Here is a 17,898-nt window from a genome sequence, read left to right as displayed (position 1 = left end):
GATTGACAGGAGAGTCATGTGAACGCGCGTGTTGCCACCGCTGCCGACGACGCCGAGCGTCGCATCCTGGATGCGCTGCTGGCACGCGGCCGCCTCAAGGAAGGGGATCTTGCGCGGGCCCGGCCGCTGCACGCGGAATCGGGTGGCAGCCTGCTGGGCCTGCTGGTGCGGCTGGGGCTGGTGTCCGAACGCGACCAGGCGCAGGCCAGCGCCGAGGTGCTGGGGCTTTCGTTGCTGGAAGGCAAGCAGGTGCCCGAAACCCCGCCGCAGGCATTGGCCGACGGCCTGCCCCTGTCGTTGCGGTTCCTCAAGCAGTTCCACGTGTGCCCGCTGGCCCTGGATGAACGGGGGGTACGGTTGTGGCTGGCCGATGCCCACGATCCGTATCCGCAGCAGGCCGTACAGTTGGCGCTGGGGGTACCGGTGACGCCGGTGCTGGGCATGCGCGCGGAGATCGATGACCTGGTCGAGCGCTGGTTCGGGCAGGGCCGCAGCGCGATGGGCGCGATCGTCGAGACCGCCGATGGCGAGGGTGGGGCGGTCGATGACATCGAGCATCTGCGTGACCTTGCGTCCGAGGCACCGGTGATCCGCCTGGTGAACCTGGTGATCCAGCGTGCGGTGGAGCTGCGCGCTTCGGATATCCATGTCGAACCGTTCGAGAGCCGGCTGAAAGTCCGTTACCGCGTCGACGGCGTGCTGGTGGAAGGCGAAAGCCCGCCGGCGAACCTGACCGCAGCGGTGATCAGCCGCATCAAGATCATGGCCCGGCTCAACATCGCCGAGCGCCGCCTGCCGCAGGACGGCCGCATCATGCTGCGCGTGCAAGGCAAGGAACTGGACCTGCGCGTGAGCACGGTACCGACCGCGCACGGCGAAAGCGTGGTGATGCGCCTGCTCGACCGCGAGACCGTGGTGTTCGATTTCCACCGGCTCGGCTTCACCGATGCGTTCCTGCCACAGTTCCGCAAGGTGCTGGAGCAGCCGCATGGCATCCTGCTGGTGACCGGCCCGACCGGTTCGGGCAAGACCACGACGCTGTATACCGCGCTGAGCCAGCTCAACACCGCCGACGTCAAGATCATCACCGTCGAGGATCCGGTCGAGTACCAGATCGAGGGCATCAACCAGATCCAGGCCAAGCCGCAGATCGGCCTGGACTTCGCCAATGCGCTGCGCAGCATCGTGCGCCAGGATCCGGACATCATCATGATCGGCGAAATGCGCGACCTGGAAACCGCGCGCATCGCCATCCAGTCGGCGCTGACCGGCCATCTGGTGCTGTCCACCCTGCATACCAACAATGCCGCCGGAGGCATCACACGCCTGCTGGACATGGGCGTGGAAGACTACCTGCTCACCTCCACCATCAACGGCATCCTGGCCCAGCGCCTGGTGCGCCGCCTGGAGCCGACCCACGCCGAGCGCTACGAAGCCTCGCCGGAGGAGATCGAGCGGTTCGAGCTGCGCCGCCTGCAGCCGGAAGGGCCGATCCACCTGTACCGTCCGAAGCCCTCGGCGCTGGCACCAACCGGTTACCTGGGCCGCACCACCATCATGGAATTCCTGGTGATGAACGATGCGCTGCGGCGTGCGGTGATGCGTCGCGACGGCATGGGCGAGATCGAACGCATCGCGCGCGAGGCCGGCATGCGCACCATGTACGAAGATGGGTTGGCCAAGGCCTTGAGCGGCCAGACCACGATCGGGGAAGTGCTGCGCGTGACCGAGGAAAGCTGATGCGCGCAGCAGGACGCCGGGGCTGACATGCCGACTTACCGTTACAAGGCGCTCAATCCGCACGGCGAGATCTTCGACGGGCAGATGGAAGCGGCCAGCGAGGCCGAGCTGGTCGCACGCCTGCAGGACCAGGGCCACCTGCCGATGGAAACGCAGTTGTCCGACGCCGGTGCGATGGGGGCGGGCAGCTGGCGCACGCTGCTGCGCCAGCGCCCGCTGCAGGGCGCTGCGCTGCTGCAGTTCACCCAGCAGCTGGCAACCCTGCTCGGTGCCGGCCAGCCACTGGACCGCGCGCTGTCGATCCTGCTCGGCCTGCCGGAAGACGAGCGATCACGGCGTGCGATCACCGACATCCGCGACGTGGTGCGCGGTGGTGCGCCGCTGTCCACCGCGCTGGAACGCCAGCACGGCCTGTTCTCGCGCCTGTATGTGAACATGGTGCGTGCCGGTGAAGCCGGCGGCAGCCTGCATGAAACCCTGCAGCGCCTGGCCGATTACCTCGAACGCAGCCGCGCGCTGCAGGGCAAGGTAATCAATGCACTGGTGTACCCGGCGATCCTGCTGGTGGTGGTGGGAGGTGCGCTGCTGTTCCTGCTCGGCTACGTGGTGCCGCAGTTCGCGCAGATGTACGAAAGCCTGGACGTGGCGTTGCCGTGGTTCACCAACGCAGTGCTGCAGCTGGGGTTGTTCGTACGCGACTGGTGGATCCTGCTGCTGGTGGTGCCGGCCTTGGTGGTGCTGTTCTTCGAACGCAAGGCGCGGCAGGCGGCGTTCCGGCTTGCGCTGGATGGATGGCTGCTGCAGCGGCGCGGCATCGGCCGCCTGCTCGGCGAACTGGAGACCGCACGGCTGGCGCGTACGCTGGGTACGCTGCTGCGCAACGGGGTACCACTGCTGGGTGCGCTGGGCATTGCCCGCAACGTGCTGGCCAACCACGCGCTTGCCGCCGACGTCGACGCCGCTGCCGATGAAGTCAAGAACGGCGCCGGCCTGTCGCTGGCGCTCTCGCGCGGCAAGCGCTTCCCACGCCTGGCATTGCAGATGATCCAGGTCGGCGAGGAATCGGGCGCACTCGACACCATGCTGCTGAAGGCTGCCGATACGTTCGAGCAGGACAGCGCCCGCCGCATCGACCGCCTGCTGGCGGCGATGGTGCCGGCGATCACCCTGGTGCTGGCCTCGGTGGTCGGTGCGGTGATCGTGGCCGTGCTGGTGCCGTTGTACGACCTGACCAATGCCATCGGATGACGATGGATCCCTACGCAACTCCGACACTCCGCAACCGAAAGGACCGACCATGATTGCTTCCCGTCGACCGATCCGCCTTTCCTTCACTGCCGCGCGCAACCAGTCGGGCATGAGCCTGCTGGAGATCATCATCGTCATCGTGTTGATCGGTGCCGTGCTGACGCTGGTGGCCAGCCGCGTGCTGGGCGGTGCCGACCGTGGCAAGGCCAACATCGCCAAGGCGCAGGTGCAGACCGTCGCGTCCAAGATCGACAACTACCAGATCGACACCGGCAAGCTGCCGGGCTCGCTCAACGACCTGGTGACCGCACCGGCCGGCGTCGGCGGCTGGCTGGGCCCGTACGCCAAGCCCGCCGACCTGAACGACCCGTGGGGCCACGCACTGGAGTACCGCGCGCCGGGCGAAGGCCAGCCGTACGAGCTGGTCAGCCTGGGCAAGGATGGCAAGGCCGGCGGTAGCAGCGTCGACGCTGACATCCGCTACCAGCCGTAATCCTGCATGAGGCATTTCCTGCCGCGCCGGCTGCCACGCCCGCGCCTGCACGGCAGGCGCGCACGGGGCCTGTCGTTGCTGGAAATGCTGCTGGTGATCGCGCTGATTGCCGCGATCGGGCTGATCACCGCTGCGGGCCTGTCGCGTGGCTTCGCCGGCATGCAGCTGCGCAGCGCCGGCAAGGACATTGCCAACCAGCTGCGCATGGTGCGTGCCCAGGCGATCACGCGCGGTGAAGCGCAACGCTTCGTGATCGAACCGGCGCGACGGCGCTGGGAAGGAGCCAACCAGCGCCACGGCGACGTACCGGCACAGTTGCAGGTACAGTTTGAAGGGGCCGCGCAGCTGGCCACCGCGCCCGGGCAGGGCGTGATCGAATTCCATCCCGACGGCGGTTCCAGTGGCGGCCGGATCCGGCTGCAGCGCGAGGGAGCCGAGTGGCGCATCGATGTGGGTTGGCTGACGGGCGAGGTCCGCTCAGGCCCCTGGCGGTCGCAATGAAGCGGCGCGCGCGCGGCTTTACCTTGCTGGAAGTGATCATCGCCTTCGCCCTCCTCGGGTTGGCGCTGACCCTGCTGCTGGGCAGCCTGTCCGGTGGCGCCAAGCAGGTGCGTGAGGCGGAGCTGCGCACGCGTGCGGTACTGCATGCACAGTCATTGCTGGCCGCAACAGGCATCGATGCACCACTGCAGGTGGGTAGCCAGCAGGGTGACTGGGAACAGGGGCGCTATCACTGGGAGCTGCAGGTCCAGCCGTGGGTGGAGCCGCGCGCAGGCAATGTCGCGCAGGCAACGTCACCGGGTACGCCCTGGCTGGCCGAACTGCAGCTGCAGGTGCGTTGGGGCGACGGCGAACGCGAACAGCTGCGCTGGCGCAGCCTGCGCCTGTTGCCACCGGACGTGGAGAACGCACGATGAACCGCCGCGCCGCAGGCTTCACCCTGGTCGAGGTGATGCTGGCCACCGTGCTGCTGGCCGGTGGCCTGGCGCTGGCGTTCGCCAGCGTGCGTTCGGCCATGGCGGTCAGCCAGCGTGGCGAGCAGATCGCCGCCGAGAGCGAACGCATGCGCGCGGTCGAGTCCTTGCTGCGCAGGCAGCTGGCGGGCGCACTGCGCACCCCGCTGGAGGTCCCGGACCCTACCCGCGAACCGGTGTTCTTCCAGGGGGAGGAACAACGCATGTTGTTCGCCGCCGACCTGCCCGGCTACCTCGGCCGTGGGGGGCCCTACCTGCATGCGCTGCAGGTGGACGGACGCGATGGGCAACAGCGCCTGCTGCTGGACCTGGTGCTGCTGCAGGAAGGCGAGCGCATCGCCGAGAATCCGCCACGCCCGCCGGAGGTACTGGTTGAGAACCTGAAGTCGGTGCAGCTGCGCTACCGCGGCATCGACGCCAGTACCGGCCAGGTGACCGACTGGACGACGCGCTGGGAGGACACCCGGCGATTGCCGATGCTGGTGGAGATCCGGATCGTACCGGCCAGGGGCGCTCCGTGGCCGCCGTTGGTGGTCGCCCCGCGCACGGGCGGCAGCGGAGGTGCCCGATGAACCGGCACCACGGCGCTGCACTGGTGCTGGTGCTCTGGCTGATCGCGCTGATGACCGCGCTGGTCGGTGCGTTCGCGCTGAACGCGCGGGTCGAGCATCTGCAGCAGCGGGTGCTGGACGATGACGCGCGTGGCCAGGAACGTGCGCGGGCCGGCCTGGAATATGCACTGGCGCGCCTGTCTGCCGACCCGCAGCGGGTGCCCTGGCGTGCCGATGGTCGAACCTACCGCTGGCAGTTCGATGACGCCAGCATCGAGATCAAGGTGCTGGACGAGAACGGCAAGATCAACCTGAACCTGGCCGATGCAGGCCTGCTCGCCGCCTTCCTCAAGGCACTGGGCGAGGATGAAGGTGCAGCGCAGCAGCTGGCGGGCGCAATCGTCGACTGGCGCGATGAGGACAGCCTGCTGCAGCCGGGCGGTGGTGCCGAAGCGCCGGACTATGCTGCGGCGGGGTTGCCCTATGGCCCGCGCAACCGGCGCTTCGAAACGCTGGGCGAGCTGCAGCGGGTGCTCGGCATGCGCGGGCCGCTGTACCAGGCGATGCTTCCCCACCTGACGCTGTACAGCCGCCAGGCGCGCCCCGACCCACAGTTCGCCAGCGCGTTGGTACTGACCGCACTGGGGCTGGATGCGGATGCCGTGCTGGCCCAGCGCGCCCAGCAGGAGCGTGACGCCGATTCCGCTGCCGGCGCGCCGGCGCTTGCCAGCAGCAGTGGCACCTATAGTATCGAGTCCCGTGCCATCGACGGCAGTGGACGCCGGTCGGTGTTGCGGGCAGTGGTACGCAATGGCTCGGGCGGGGTCCCCGGGCGGACCTATACAGTGCTTCGCTGGGAGCAGGGAATGGCAGCAAGATGACGGCTTGGCAGGACAGTCTGCGGCGGGTGCAGGGCCGGATCGGCCCCGGCGCCGGCCGCTTCCTGCGCTGGTGGCGGCAATCGCTGCTGGCGTGGGTGCCGGCACGCTGGCAATGGGCGCTGGGCTGGGCGCAGGCGCGCCTGCTGCTGCAGCGCGAGGAAGACCAGCTGCAGGTCTGGCGCGAGGTGGGCGAACGCCGCGAACCGGTGGTCCGGTTGCCGTGGCCGGTGTCACCGGCCGAACTGGACCGTGTGCTGGAACCGCGCGTGCGCAACTTGCCACGGGTGTGGCTGCTGCCGGCCGACGAGGTGCTGCGCCGCCCACTGCGCTTGCCGGCGGCTGCCGCTGACCGCCTGCGCGCCGTGGTCGGTTTCGAGATCGATCGGCAGACCCCCTTCGATGCGAGCCAGGTCAGCTATGACGTGCGTGAACTCGGCGTCGCTGGAGAGGGCCAACTGCAGGTCGAGCTGGTCGCCTGGCCGCTGCGCCAGCTGGATGCATGGCGTGGCGTCGTGGGCGAATGGAGCGGTGCACTGGCCGGTGTGGACGCCATCGCCGCGCAGGGCGACGTGCTGCAGGTGAATCTGCTGCCGCCCGCGCAGCGCCAGCGCCGCACCGATCCGATGCGGCGCTGGAACCTGCTGCTGGCCATCGCGACCCTGGTGATGCTGGTGCTGGCGGGCCTGCAACTGCTGGACAACCGTCGTGCCGCCGCCGACGAGCTGCGCGCGCAGGTCGAGCGCAGTGCACGCAGTGCCCGTGGCGTGGCCAGCGAGCGCGCGCAGCTGCAGGCGCTGATCGACGGCGCCGCATTCCTGGAAAAGGAGCGCAGCCGGCGCGCGGGCGTGGTAGAGATCTGGAACGAATTGACCCGGCGCCTGCCGGAAGGTACCTACCTGGAAAAGCTGGCCATCGAGAACAACAACCTGCAGCTGATCGGGCTCAGCCGCGAAGCCTCGCAACTGGTGCAGCTGCTGCAGGACGCGCCGCAGTGGCGCAAGGTCAACCTGACCGGCGTGCTGCAGGCCGATGGTGCCGCCAGTGGCCGCGACCGCTTCACCATGACCGCTGAGCTGCAACCGCTGCCGTCCGCGGCCCCGACCCGGGAGGCGGCCGATGCCAAGCGTACGCCGTGACCGCTGGCTGGCGCTGGGACTGCTGCTGGCCGTGCTGGCGTTGGCTTACCTGTTGCTGGTGCACCCTTGGTTCACCCAGCCGCTGCGCGCGATCGATGCCGATATCGCCGCCCTGCGCGAACGCGAATCGCGCGTGCAGGCGCAGCTGCAGCAACGGCCGCAGATCGAGCAGCGCCTGCGTGCTACCCGCGAAGCATTGCAGCAGCGGCCCGGCTTCCTGCGCGAAGCCACCGCCGAAGCCGCTGCCGCGGCACTCGGCGCGAAGCTGCAGGATGCGGTGGCGACGGCCAGCCCGGGCAATCGCAGCTGTACCATCAGCAACCGCACGCCGTTGACCGACAATCGCCGTGATGCCGAATTCGTGCGTGTCGCCATGCAGGTGCGCCTGCGTTGCGGCGTGGCCGAACTGGCCACCGTGCTGCACAACCTGGAAACCGGCAGCCCGCGCCTGTTCGTCGACAACCTCAACCTGATCGCGCAGCGCTTCCAGCAGTCGCCGAACGAATCCGGGCTGGGCCTGGATGTGTCCTTCGAACTGGCGGGCTACCTGTTGCCGGGTGCCGCTGCCGCCGGCGTTGCGCCGGCACCCGCGGCCGGGCCGCTCCCCGCGCAGGAACCGGCGCCTGCGCCGACGCCTGAGCCACCCGCACAGGGCGATGCGGAGGTGGCGGATGAAGCTTGAGCAGATCAGCCTGCGCACCGGCTTCCTGGTGGCGCTGGCCGGATGGGCGGCAGCGGTATGGCTGGCGACCGGCTTCGGTCTCGGCAGCCGGCTGCCCGGTGCCGACGGTGGCACCGATGCGGCGGCATCGCTACCGGCCCTGCCACCACTGGCCGCCGAGCGCATGGCCGACGCTGGCAGCTACAGCGCGATCGGCGAGCGCCCGCTGTTCGCCGAAGACCGCAGGCCGCGGCCCTATCTGCTCGGTGGTGGCGAACCGGCGGCCAGCGCGGCGCTGCGCCTGACCGGCGTCCTGCTGGCCGGCGATTTCGGCCTGGCGACGTTCAACACGGAACAGAACCGGTCGCTGCGCCTGCGGCTCAACGGCGAGGCGGTCGATGGCTGGCAGCTGGTGGCGCTGCAGCCCCGCCAGGCCACGGTGATCGGGCCCGGTGGCAGCCAGGTGCTGGAGCTGGCGGTGTTCAACGGCCAGGGCGGTGAACCACCGACCGCGCTGGGTAGCGTCACTGCAACGCCGCCCGCGGCGGGCGCAGGGGCGCCACCGCTGCCACCTGTGCCGGCGCAGCAGCCTGGCGCGGCCGTGCCGCGCCCGCCCGTCCAGGCCGCCCCGGCGACGGCAGCGGCGAACGTGCCACCCACCAACAGCAACGGTCCCAGCGAAGCGCAGATGCAGGCCATCCGCGAACGCATCCAGGCCCGTCGCCGCCAGCTGCAGCAACAACAACAGCAGCAACAACCGTCGCCGCCCCCGGGCGATGGCACCAACCGATAGAGTGAATGCATGAGCCTGCGCTTTCTTCCCTGGTCCTTTGCCCTGGCGCTGCTGGTCGGCTGCAGCACCGTGTCGCGCCGCATGTACAGCGCAACGGCAACCTGTCGCCCACTGCCGGCGCCGGGCAGGCTGCCGAGGCTGCCACCGACGCAGCGCAGGGCAGCCAGGGCGCTCCCCAGGCAGTGATCCGCCGCGGCACCGGCACCATGATCAATCGCGAAGCGGCACGCGCGCCCGTACCCGCACTGCACGGGGCCAGCACCGGCGAGGCGACCTTCAACTTCGAAGGAGAGTCGGTGCATGCGGTGGTCAAGGCCATCCTCGGCGACATGCTCGGCCAGAACTACGTGATCGCACCGGGGGTGCAGGGCACGGTTACCCTGGCCACGCCCAAGCCGGTCTCGCCGGCGCAGGCGTTGAACCTGCTGGAGATGGTGCTGGGCTGGAACAACGCGCGCATGGTCTACAGCGGTGGCCGTTACAACATCGTCGCTGCCGACCAGGCGCTGGCGGGCACGGTCGCGCCGAGCACGGCGCCCGCGGCCAGCGCGCGCGGCTTCGAGGTACGGGTGGTGCCGCTGCAGTTCATCTCCGCCACCGAGATGAAGAAGGTGCTGGAGCCGTATGCGCGGCCCAATGCCATCGTCAACGTCGACAGCGGGCGCAACGTGATCACCCTCGGTGGCACCCGCGCCGAACTGGAAAACTACATGCGCACCGTCGAGATCTTCGACGTCGACTGGCTGTCGGGCATGTCGGTGGGGGTGTTCCCGATCCAGTCGGGCAAGGCCGAGCAGGTCGCGGCCGACCTGGAGAAAGTATTTGGCGAGGAGAGCAAGACGCCCAGCGCCGGCATGTTCCGCTTCCTGCCGCTGGAAAACGCCAACGCGGTGCTGGTGATCACCCCGCAGGCGCGCTATCTGGACCAGATCCAGCAATGGTTGGATCGTATCGACACCGCCGGCGGCAGCGCACGGCTGTTCTCCTACGAGCTGCGCTACATCAAGGCGCGGGACCTGGCCGAGCGCCTCAGCGAAGCGTTTGCCAGCAGTGGCAACCGGAGCAGCTCCAGCCCGGCATCGCTGGCACCTGGAGCCATTCCGTCGCAGCTGGACAGCGAGGGCGACCGTGGCAGGGACAGCAGCACCAGCAACTTTGGTGCGGCGGCGGGCAGTACCTCGGCCGGCAGCGGCGGCAACGGCAGCATGAACCTGCCGCAGCGCCAGTCCGGCAATGTCAGCATCAGCCTGGAAGTGGAGGGTGACCGCGTCGGCGTATCGGCGGTGGAAGAAACCAATACGCTGCTCGTGCGCTCGACGCCGCAGGCCTGGCGTTCGATCCGTGAGGTGATCGAGAAGCTGGACGTGATGCCGCTGCAGGTGCATATCGAGGCGCAGGTCGCCGAAGTCGCGCTGACCGGCGACCTGAAGTACGGCGTCAACTGGTTCTTCGACAACGCGGTGGCGGGCCGCGCGCTGACCGGTGCGCTGGCGGGCCTGACCCTGCCGGCGGCCACGGGCGGTTCCTGGAATACCTTCGCTGGCGCGGCCACGGGTGCCGATGGGGCTGGCTGGGCATTCACCGGCCACAACGCCGCGGCCGTGGTCAGCGCACTGGACAAGGTGACCGACCTGCGCCTGCTGCAGACGCCTTCGGTGTTCGTTCGCAACAACGCCGAAGCCACGCTCAACGTGGGCGACAAGGTGCCGATCAATACCACGACGGTGAACACCGGGATCGGAACCGGTACCTACAGTTCAGTGCAGTACATCGACACCGGCGTCATCCTGAAGGTGCGCCCGCGCGTTACCCGCGACGGCACGGTGTTCCTGGACATCGTGCAGGAAGTGAGCAGCGCCTCGGACGTGCCGGAAAACTGCAACCCGACCGAGCGCAACTGCAACCCGCGCATCTCCACCAAGAAGCTGTCGACCGAAGCCGCGGTGCAGAGCGGCGACACCATCATGCTGGCGGGCCTGATCACCGACTCGGCGACAGACGGCAGCAGCGGGATTCCGGGGTTGAGCCGGATTCCCGTGATCGGCGCGTTGTTCGGGCAGAAGTCCCGCACCAGCCGCCGCTCGGAGGTGATCGTGCTGCTGACCCCGAGCATCGTCCGCAACGGGCAGGAGGCACGCAGCCTGACCGACGAGTACAGCCAGCGCTTCCGCGCGATGGAACCACTGAACCAGCCGCGCGCAAAGAAGTAAGGGGTTTGCGGCCGGGCTTCGGCCTCTGCGGGCGCCGGGTGCAACCCGACCGGTACCCACCCGGTGCTACGCTGTGGCCACCAACAACCACGGAGGCGGGATGGGGGCGATCGTGTTGCTGCCATTGTGCGTGGACGATGCTGCACTTGACCGTTGCCTGGCCGCGCTCGATGCCGGTACCGCGCCGGGCACAGCGGTGTGGCTGGCCGATGACGCACAGGCCGGGCCGCGCGCACAGGCCGTGGTCGAGCACTGGCTGGCACACACGCCGCTGCAGGCCGAGTACACCCGCCGCGCTCGGCCACTGGGCGAAGTCGCCCACCTTGATGAAATGCTGCGTGCCTGTGACGGCCTGGATGTGGCCGTGCTGGCGCCCGACAGCGTGCCGGCACCGGGCTGGCTGCAGCAGCTGCAGGATGCCTTTGCGCGCGACGCCGCCATCGCGACCGCCACCCCGTGGTGCAATGCCGGCGAAACTGCCGCCTGGCCGCGCCTGGGCGAGATCAATCCCGAACCGGGCGATCCGGTACTGCTGGCGCAGACCTGTGCGGCGCTGCCCACGCTGCACCCGGAACTGCCTTCGGCCGTCACGCACGCGGTGCTGGTGCGAGGCAATGCGCGCCGTCGTGCGGGTGGCCTCGACGTGGAAAGCTATGCCGGCTGGAATACAGCGTTGATCGATCTGAGCCTGCGCATGGCGGGACTGGGCTGGCGCAACGTCCTGTGCGAGACCGCCTTCGTCAGCCGGGCCAGGGAAGCGGCCAGCCTGGATGGCGACCTCGAAGCCCTGGCCGCGCGCTGGCCGGGCTGGGTACCGCGGTTGGCGGATTTCCTGATGCGCGATCCACTGCATGGGCTGCGCGCCGACCTGCAGCAACGCATGCGGCAGGTGATAATGCCGGGAGAGCAGGGCGACCTGTTCGTCCCGCCCGTGCCGGAGCCCACCGCTTGAATGTTGCCATTGCCGCCGTCGTCGTCACCTACCAGAGCGGCAGCACCATCGATGCCTGCCTTTCGCGCCTGCGCCAGGCACGCGATGTCGCCGAGATCCGGGTGATCGACAATGGTTCAGTGGATGGCACGCTGGAAATCGTGCAGCGCCATGCCAGCCACGATCCGCGTGTGCGCTTCATCGGCAATCCGGACAACCCCGGATTTGCGGCGGCCAACAACCAGGGCGCCGCCGCTTCGAGCAGCCCGTGGCTGGCCTTCATCAATCCGGACCTGATGGTCGAGCCGGACACCCTGGCGGAACTGCGCCGGCGTGCCGAAGCCATGGGCGAGTGCCTGCTGGGTGTCGAACAGGTGGACGAGCACGGCCATGCCGACGACGCGGTGCGCCGGCGTGATCCCGACTTCCTGTTGATGCTGCGCTCGCCCGGCCAGGGCTCGAAGCTGGCGGTTCCCCGCGATCCACACCAGGCATTGCAACGGGTGCCGGCACTGTCCGGTGCACTCTTGATGATGTCGCGCGCGCTGTTTGATCGCATCGGTGGTTGGGACGCAGGCTACCGCCTGCACGCGGAGGACCTGGACCTGTGCCGGCGCGTGCGCGATGCGGGCGCGGTGGTGGCGATCGCCAATGACCTGCAGGTTACCCATGTGCGGGGTGTCTCCAGCCGCTCGCGTCCGTTCTTCGTGGAATGGCACAAGCACCGGGGCCTGTGGCGCTATTTCCTGAAGTTCGAGGCCAGGCAACGTTCCTTGCCGGTACGCGCCGCGGTGTGGGCCGCGATCTGGGCACACGCGCTGATGCTGGTGCCACGGCTGCTGCGCAGGTCCCTGTAGGGCCGAAAGGGCATCCACGCATGGCGTGGATCCACCACCGCCGTTTCCGTAGAGCCGAGCCCGCGCTCGGCCCAGGCCAGGCAGCCGGGCGTGGCCGCGGACACCCCGGTTCACCCTGCCGGGCGCATAATCCGCCCCATGCCTATCATCCAGTCCCTGCTCGACACCGACCTCTACAAGTTCACCATGATGCAGGCGGTGCTGCATCAGTATCCCGGCGCCCAGGTGCAGTACCGGTTCAAATGCCGCAATCCCGGCATCGACCTGGCCCGCTACATCGACCAGATCGACGAAGAGATCGATCACCTGTGCAGCCTGCGTTTCAATGATGCGGAGCTGGACTACATGCGTGGCCTGCGCTTCGTGAAGCCCGATTTCGCCGACTTCCTCGGCCTGTTCCACCTCGACCGCAAGTACATCCAGCTGCGTGCATCGAAGGCGGTGCCGGGCGAGATCGAACTGGACATCACCGGTCCCTGGCTGCACACCATCCTGTTCGAAGTGCCGCTGCTGGCCATCATCAACGAGGTCTGGTTCCGCAACACCACCACCGCCGACTTCGCTGAAGGCGAACGCCGCCTGCAGGCCAAGGCCGCGCTGTTGCGCGATACGCCCGGGTTCGAGCAGTGCCGCATCGCCGACTACGGCAGTCGCCGCCGCTATTCGCGCGATTGGCATGCACGCCTGCTGCCCCTGCTCCGCGATGCGCTGGGCCCGCAACTGGTGGGCACCAGCAATGTCCACTTCGCCCGCCTGTATGGCATGACACCGCATGGCACCATGGCCCATGAGTACCTGCAGGCCTTCCAGGCCCTGGGGCCGCGCCTGCGTGATTCGCAGGTGGCGGCGCTGGAATCGTGGGCGCGCGAGTACCGTGGCGACCTCGGCATCGCGCTGTCCGACGTGGTCGGTCTGGACGCGTTCCTGCGCGACTTCGACATGTACTTCTGCAAGCTGTTCGATGGCGTGCGCCACGACTCCGGCGATCCGTTCGACTGGGGCGACCGCATGCTGGCGCATTTCCAGCAGCGCCGGGTCGATCCACGCAGCAAGGTGCTGGTGTTCAGCGATGGGCTCGACATCGCCAAGGTGATGCGCCTGTACGACTACTTCCGCGGCCGCTGCCAGGTCGCCTTCGGCGTCGGCACCCACCTGACCAATGACCTAGGTCCCACGCCGCTCAACATCGTCATCAAGATGGTCCGCTGCAATGGCCAGCCGGTGGCCAAGCTCAGCGATTCGCCGGGCAAGAGCATGTGCGACGACCCGGGCTACCTGGCCTATCTGCGCCAGGTTTTCGAACTGAAGCAGCCGGCGTAGCAACGCCGGCCTACAGGTACTCGACCACCACCAGGTCGTCGACACGCGGTGTGCCTATCACGGCATGGCGATGGCGTCAATAAACGGACGCCCTGAAATAAATGCGACACAAATCACATTTTTGAATATACTTGTGTCACGGTAAGACGCAAGGATGGGTCTTGTTTGGCACTGGCAGTGCTCCTTGCTTCCTCCTCTACTTCCATCTCCTCAGTAGGGCCAGGTAAAAGCGAATGCATAAGGTGAACGTCATGGCCGCGCTGGTGCTGGCCGGCAGCGCCGCCAGCGGCAACATTGCCTTCGATGGCAAAGTGACCGGCAGGACCCGCATTGTCCCGACCCCGGACGGCAGGGATTTCGCTGTTGCCCGGTCGGCTCTGTCCAGGAACACCCTGGACTCTTCGAGATCCGTCTGAATTGCCAGGTCAGCAACGTGGCCGCTTACCAGACCCGGATCGGCTTTGGCCGGATCATCATCGTCGGCACGCGAATGGGCGGGCGGCGTTCGCCAGCCAGCACCGATGGCGCGGGCAACGGCCGCCTCTTCGGACGCTGCTTCTCCGGCAGCGCAGGCAGCATTGACTGCGCCTTGATCCCGCAAGCGTGAAGATCAGAGCCATCATGGCCATACAGAAGTACGAGTGTGATATGCGTCATGAAATGGTGCATTCTTCGCGACAGTACCAGCGCCGGGCTCGTCGTCCGGTCCAGACCCGCTGAAAGGACCCGGCGTGACAGACCCTCGCCTTGCCATTGAAGGATTGCCTTCCGAACACGTCGAGATGCGCAGTGGCGGCCTGTACTGGGTCGTCGCTGCCGGCAGCGCGCCGGCCGACCTGCTGGGGGCGCGCGTATTGGCCAGCGCCGGTGGCCTGCAGGAGGCGGTGCTGGTCACCCTGGGGCGTGGTGTTGAACCGATGCTGTCGTTGCTGCCGGAGGAGCAGGGGCCGGTGCGGCTGCGCCTGTTCCAGCGCTCCCACCACGGCATGCAGCAGGCCCTGCGCGGTCTCGCCGCCGACCTGCCACGCACCGCGTCCGGGCAGACCCGCCTGAGCCTGGTGCAGTTCCCGGCGGCGGCGCTGGAAGGATGGGACGATGCCCGCCTGGCGCGCTGGTGCGGACAGCTGCAGGCATGGGCCGAGCAGGCACGGCAGGTGCTGCTGCTGTTGTGCCACGGCGAAGTGGCTGCCCTGGCGCCGCGCCTGCTGCCGTTGAACCGTGCCTGTGCCGGCGTGGCCCAGCTGCATCCGCATCGTGGCGCACTGCAGCTGCTGCTGCATTACTGGGCCAACAGCCACGGTGTGGTTGCGCAGCAATCGTTCGGCGTCGTGCAGGAGGGCAACGGGTTGCGCCACCAGCACGAGCCCGATGCCGCCGCAACGCCCGCCGATGGTGCCAGCGGAAGCGACCGCGACGTGTTCCTGGCGCAGTCCGACGTACTCGAAGGCGCACCGCCGCTGTCGGCGGCCTGGCGGTTGTATGACGGCTGGGACGACCTGCTTCCGGCAGCGCTGCGGGCCCGCGAGGCCACTGTGGTGCTGGCCATCGGCGAGAATGCCCACGTCGACGCATTGGCCAGGCTGTTGCATCGGCTGCGCCGCGAGCGTGGCCGCGCGCTGAAGCTGGTGGTGCGCGAACGGCAGCCGTGCCTGCGCTATGCCGATGAGCGCCTGCTGATGCAGTGCGGTGGCAGCCTGGTGGTTCCGGCCGATACGCCCCTGCCGCGCTTGCTGACCTTGCTGGAAACCGTCCAGCGGCAGCGCTGGCCGGGCCAGCTTGCAGAGGACCCGGAGCCGCTGATCCGCGCCCATCGGCCGCCTCCGCTCAGTGGCCTGGTCGATGCCGAACGCTTCCGCCGGATCGCCGGCGAGCGCATCGACCAGGATGGCAGCGCAGTGGAGAGTGCGGTGCTGGCGCTGCAACCGGTGGCCGGCCTGCGGGCCGAGCAGACCCTGCAGCAGCTGCGCATCCGCCGCCAGGGAGACCTGGCCTGCGTGTACCGCGGACAGGTACGCCTGTTCCTGTTCGGATGCCGGCGTGATGCGGTCGAGCAGGCGCTGGGCAATCTGTTCCGCCTGCCTTGGCGCGAACTCTTCGACGGTTACCACGTTTGGCCGAGTACGACATCGCATCCATGAACGCCCGCGGCAGCGACCCGGATGCCGAACTGCTGCCGCCCGCGCCATCGGCACTGCCCGTGGTGGCCCCGGCGGCGGAAGAGCCGCCATTCACCGCGCCAACGCCCCTGCGGCTGGGAGATCCTGCATGACCACCGACACGCAGCTGTGGACCCTGATCGTCGCCTGTGCGGTGCTGATGATTCCGTTCGGCATGATGCTGGGCAGCCTGTGGCGCGCGCTGCGCCGAAGCACGGGGCGATGGTTGCCGCCCCGCCACCTGCGCCGCGCCGGCGTGCGCCAGCGTGCGCCGCGAGGCACTGCATGAGTCAGCAGTCGCTTCCCGCATCGCCCTTCGCGTGGGCCGACCTGCGCGGCTGGAACCTGTACTTCCTGTCCAAGGTAGTGCTGGCCTGGATGGGCGCGCTCAATCTGAAGATCCTGCCCAACCTGGTGTTCCTGGGCGCGCTGCTGGTGCCGCTGCGCTGGCGCTGGGCGCGCATCGCGCGCACGGTGGTGGCGGTGCCGGTTGGCGTTGCCCTGTATTACCAGGACACCTGGTGGCCGCCGTTCCAGCGCCTGCTGGTGCAGCCCGGGGTGCTGGATTTCTCGGCAGAGTACTGGCTTGAACTGGCCCAGCGCTTCATCAACTGGCAGATGGTGGTGGTGCTGGCCCTGCTGCTGCTGGGCTATTTCCTGCTCAAGCCATGGCTGCGCATCACCACCCTGAGCGTGCTGGGCATGCTCGGCATGGCGATGGTAGCGCTGCCGTTGCCGTCGGGGCTGGTGCTCGGGCCGGGCACCGCCACCGCAGCCGCCAGCCCAGGTGGCGCAACCACCGGGGCCGGGCTGCCACCGGCCAGCAACGAGACCCTCAACACCTGGCTGGCAGGCTTCTACCAGCAGCAGGCGAGCCTGAAGACCACGTTCCCGGCGCCCGCCAGCGGCGCACCGTTCGACGTCATCATCCTCAACATCTGCTCACTGGCCTGGAGCGACCTGGACGAAGTCGGGTTGCGCCGCAACAACCTGCTCGACCACATGGACGTGGTATTCGACGAGTTCAATTCGGCCACCGCCTACAGTGGCCCGGCGGCGATCCGCCTGCTGCGTGCGAGCTGCGGCCAGACCTCGCACACCGCGCTGTTCGACCCGGTGCCGGCGGAGTGCCAGCTGTTCTCGAACCTGCAGCAGCTGGGCTTCCAGAGCGAGCTGGCCATGAATCATGACGGCCATTTCGACGACTTCATCGGTGAACTGCGCCAGTATGGCGGCCTGCAGGCGCGTCCCATGGACATCAGTGCCTTCCCCAAGGCCCTGGTGGCTTTCGACAAGTCGCCCCTGCGCCGCGATGGCGACGTGCTGGCTGCCTGGTGGAAGCAGCGGCAGGCCGGGGCCTCGCAGCAGGTGGCACTGTTCTACAACACGATCTCGCTGCACGACGGCAACCGGATCGTCGGCGCTGACGGCCGCTCCAATGCCGCCGATTACAAGGCGCGTGCGGAAATGGTGCTTGGCGACCTGGCGGGCTTTGTCGACGCCGTGGAAAAGAGCGGGCGCCGCGCGATGATCGTGGTCGTGCCCGAGCACGGTGCCGCGCTGCACGGTGATCGCATGCAGATCCCGGGCATGCGCGAGATTCCCAGCCCGTCGATCACGCACGTGCCGGTGGGCATCAAGCTGGTGGGCATGGGCGTGCCAGCCGCCGGCGGTCCCCGACACGTTCCCGAGCCCAGCAGCTACCTGGCGGTTTCCGAGCTGGTTGCACGCGTCTACGCGCTCAATGCGCAGTCGGCACCGAGCGAACGCAACTGGGATGCCCTGCTCAAGGGCCTGCCGCAGACGCCCTCGGTGTCGGAGAACGAGGGCGCCAAGGTCATCGATTACGGCGGCACGCCCTGGCTGCAGTTGCAGGGAAGCCAGGCGTGGAGCCCCTACCCGGAGGACGCGCGCTGATGCCAGCCGACATTCTTGCCGTGCCGAGCT

The 17,898-nt window shown here is 68.4% G+C and carries 19 protein-coding genes and 1 pseudogene; all 20 read left to right on the top strand.

Features of this window, described 5'->3' with window-relative positions; translation table 11 throughout:
- Window positions 1–18: 18 nt before the first annotated feature.
- The 20 genes and pseudogenes from gspE to bcsG all read left to right on the top strand — a co-directional run bounded on the left by gspE (window position 19) and on the right by bcsG (window position 17,868).
- Window positions 19–1,740, top strand: a complete 1,722-nt coding sequence (gspE, locus tag A9K58_RS10690; protein WP_065199340.1) for a type II secretion system ATPase GspE — start codon at window positions 19–21, stop codon at window positions 1,738–1,740.
- A 27-nt stretch (window positions 1,741–1,767) separates the two neighbouring features.
- On the top strand, window positions 1,768–2,988 hold the full coding sequence (xpsF, locus tag A9K58_RS10685) for a type II secretion system protein XpsF (protein WP_065199339.1): 1,221 nt from the start codon (window positions 1,768–1,770) through the stop codon (window positions 2,986–2,988).
- A gap of 49 nt (window positions 2,989–3,037) precedes the next feature.
- On the top strand, window positions 3,038–3,481 hold the full coding sequence (gspG, locus tag A9K58_RS10680) for a type II secretion system major pseudopilin GspG (RefSeq protein WP_004154150.1): 444 nt from the start codon (window positions 3,038–3,040) through the stop codon (window positions 3,479–3,481).
- A 6-nt stretch (window positions 3,482–3,487) separates the two neighbouring features.
- Entirely contained in the window at window positions 3,488–3,982 is a 495-nt protein-coding gene (gene xpsH / locus A9K58_RS10675; protein WP_065199338.1) for a type II secretion system protein XpsH, read from the top strand.
- Window positions 3,979–4,398, top strand: a complete 420-nt coding sequence (xpsI, locus tag A9K58_RS10670; RefSeq protein WP_065199337.1) for a type II secretion system protein XpsI — start codon at window positions 3,979–3,981, stop codon at window positions 4,396–4,398. Before xpsH ends, xpsI begins: the two co-directional genes overlap by 4 nt.
- A complete protein-coding gene (locus A9K58_RS10665; RefSeq protein WP_065199336.1) occupies window positions 4,395–5,027 on the top strand; it encodes a type II secretion system protein J in 633 nt (210 codons plus the stop codon). The genes xpsI and A9K58_RS10665 overlap by 4 nt, the downstream gene beginning before the upstream one ends.
- Window positions 5,024–5,887 (top strand): type II secretion system minor pseudopilin, encoded by an 864-nt coding sequence (locus A9K58_RS10660; protein WP_065199335.1) that lies wholly within the window; start codon window positions 5,024–5,026, stop codon window positions 5,885–5,887. Before A9K58_RS10665 ends, A9K58_RS10660 begins: the two co-directional genes overlap by 4 nt.
- Entirely contained in the window at window positions 5,884–7,023 is a 1,140-nt protein-coding gene (locus tag A9K58_RS10655; RefSeq protein WP_065199334.1) for a PilN domain-containing protein, read from the top strand. Before A9K58_RS10660 ends, A9K58_RS10655 begins: the two co-directional genes overlap by 4 nt.
- Window positions 7,004–7,705 carry a type II secretion system protein GspM gene (gene gspM, locus A9K58_RS10650; protein ID WP_065199333.1) on the top strand — a complete coding sequence of 234 codons (702 nt, stop codon included), beginning with the start codon at window positions 7,004–7,006 and terminating at the stop codon, window positions 7,703–7,705. Before A9K58_RS10655 ends, gspM begins: the two co-directional genes overlap by 20 nt.
- Entirely contained in the window at window positions 7,695–8,477 is a 783-nt protein-coding gene (locus A9K58_RS10645) for a general secretion pathway protein GspN (RefSeq protein ID WP_065199332.1), read from the top strand. The genes gspM and A9K58_RS10645 overlap by 11 nt, the downstream gene beginning before the upstream one ends.
- 9 nt (window positions 8,478–8,486) lie before the next feature.
- Window positions 8,487–10,687: pseudogene (gene gspD / locus A9K58_RS10640) on the top strand (type II secretion system secretin GspD).
- A gap of 100 nt (window positions 10,688–10,787) precedes the next feature.
- On the top strand, window positions 10,788–11,639 hold the full coding sequence (locus tag A9K58_RS10635; protein WP_065199331.1) for a glycosyltransferase family 2 protein: 852 nt from the start codon (window positions 10,788–10,790) through the stop codon (window positions 11,637–11,639).
- Window positions 11,636–12,475 (top strand): glycosyltransferase family 2 protein, encoded by an 840-nt coding sequence (locus A9K58_RS10630; protein WP_065199330.1) that lies wholly within the window; start codon window positions 11,636–11,638, stop codon window positions 12,473–12,475. Before A9K58_RS10635 ends, A9K58_RS10630 begins: the two co-directional genes overlap by 4 nt.
- A gap of 138 nt (window positions 12,476–12,613) precedes the next feature.
- Window positions 12,614–13,795 carry a nicotinate phosphoribosyltransferase gene (gene pncB, locus A9K58_RS10625; protein WP_065199329.1) on the top strand — a complete coding sequence of 394 codons (1,182 nt, stop codon included), beginning with the start codon at window positions 12,614–12,616 and terminating at the stop codon, window positions 13,793–13,795.
- A 233-nt stretch (window positions 13,796–14,028) separates the two neighbouring features.
- A complete protein-coding gene (locus A9K58_RS10620) occupies window positions 14,029–14,211 on the top strand; it encodes a hypothetical protein (RefSeq protein ID WP_065199328.1) in 183 nt (60 codons plus the stop codon).
- Between the two features lie 17 nt (window positions 14,212–14,228).
- On the top strand, window positions 14,229–14,402 hold the full coding sequence (locus tag A9K58_RS19500) for a hypothetical protein (protein WP_155760476.1): 174 nt from the start codon (window positions 14,229–14,231) through the stop codon (window positions 14,400–14,402).
- A gap of 124 nt (window positions 14,403–14,526) precedes the next feature.
- Window positions 14,527–15,933 carry a cellulose biosynthesis protein BcsE gene (gene bcsE / locus A9K58_RS10615; RefSeq protein ID WP_155760475.1) on the top strand — a complete coding sequence of 469 codons (1,407 nt, stop codon included), beginning with the start codon at window positions 14,527–14,529 and terminating at the stop codon, window positions 15,931–15,933.
- Window positions 15,930–16,064 carry a hypothetical protein gene (locus tag A9K58_RS20080; protein ID WP_269194771.1) on the top strand — a complete coding sequence of 45 codons (135 nt, stop codon included), beginning with the start codon at window positions 15,930–15,932 and terminating at the stop codon, window positions 16,062–16,064. The genes bcsE and A9K58_RS20080 overlap by 4 nt, the downstream gene beginning before the upstream one ends.
- Window positions 16,061–16,240, top strand: coding sequence for a cellulose biosynthesis protein BcsF (bcsF, locus tag A9K58_RS19715; RefSeq protein WP_065199326.1), 180 nt, complete (start codon window positions 16,061–16,063; stop codon window positions 16,238–16,240). The genes A9K58_RS20080 and bcsF overlap by 4 nt, the downstream gene beginning before the upstream one ends.
- The gene (bcsG, locus tag A9K58_RS10605) at window positions 16,237–17,868 is read left to right on the top strand and encodes a cellulose biosynthesis protein BcsG (RefSeq protein WP_065199325.1); all 1,632 of its coding nucleotides are present in this window, start codon (window positions 16,237–16,239) and stop codon (window positions 17,866–17,868) included. The genes bcsF and bcsG overlap by 4 nt, the downstream gene beginning before the upstream one ends.
- Window positions 17,869–17,898: the final 30 nt, after the last annotated feature.

This window comes from Stenotrophomonas maltophilia, assembly GCF_001676385.1.
In the GTDB taxonomy this organism is placed as follows: Bacteria; Pseudomonadota; Gammaproteobacteria; order Xanthomonadales; family Xanthomonadaceae; genus Stenotrophomonas; species Stenotrophomonas maltophilia_J.
Note: the sequence above shows the minus strand (reverse complement) of the source record. Positions and strands in the feature narration are given on the sequence as shown.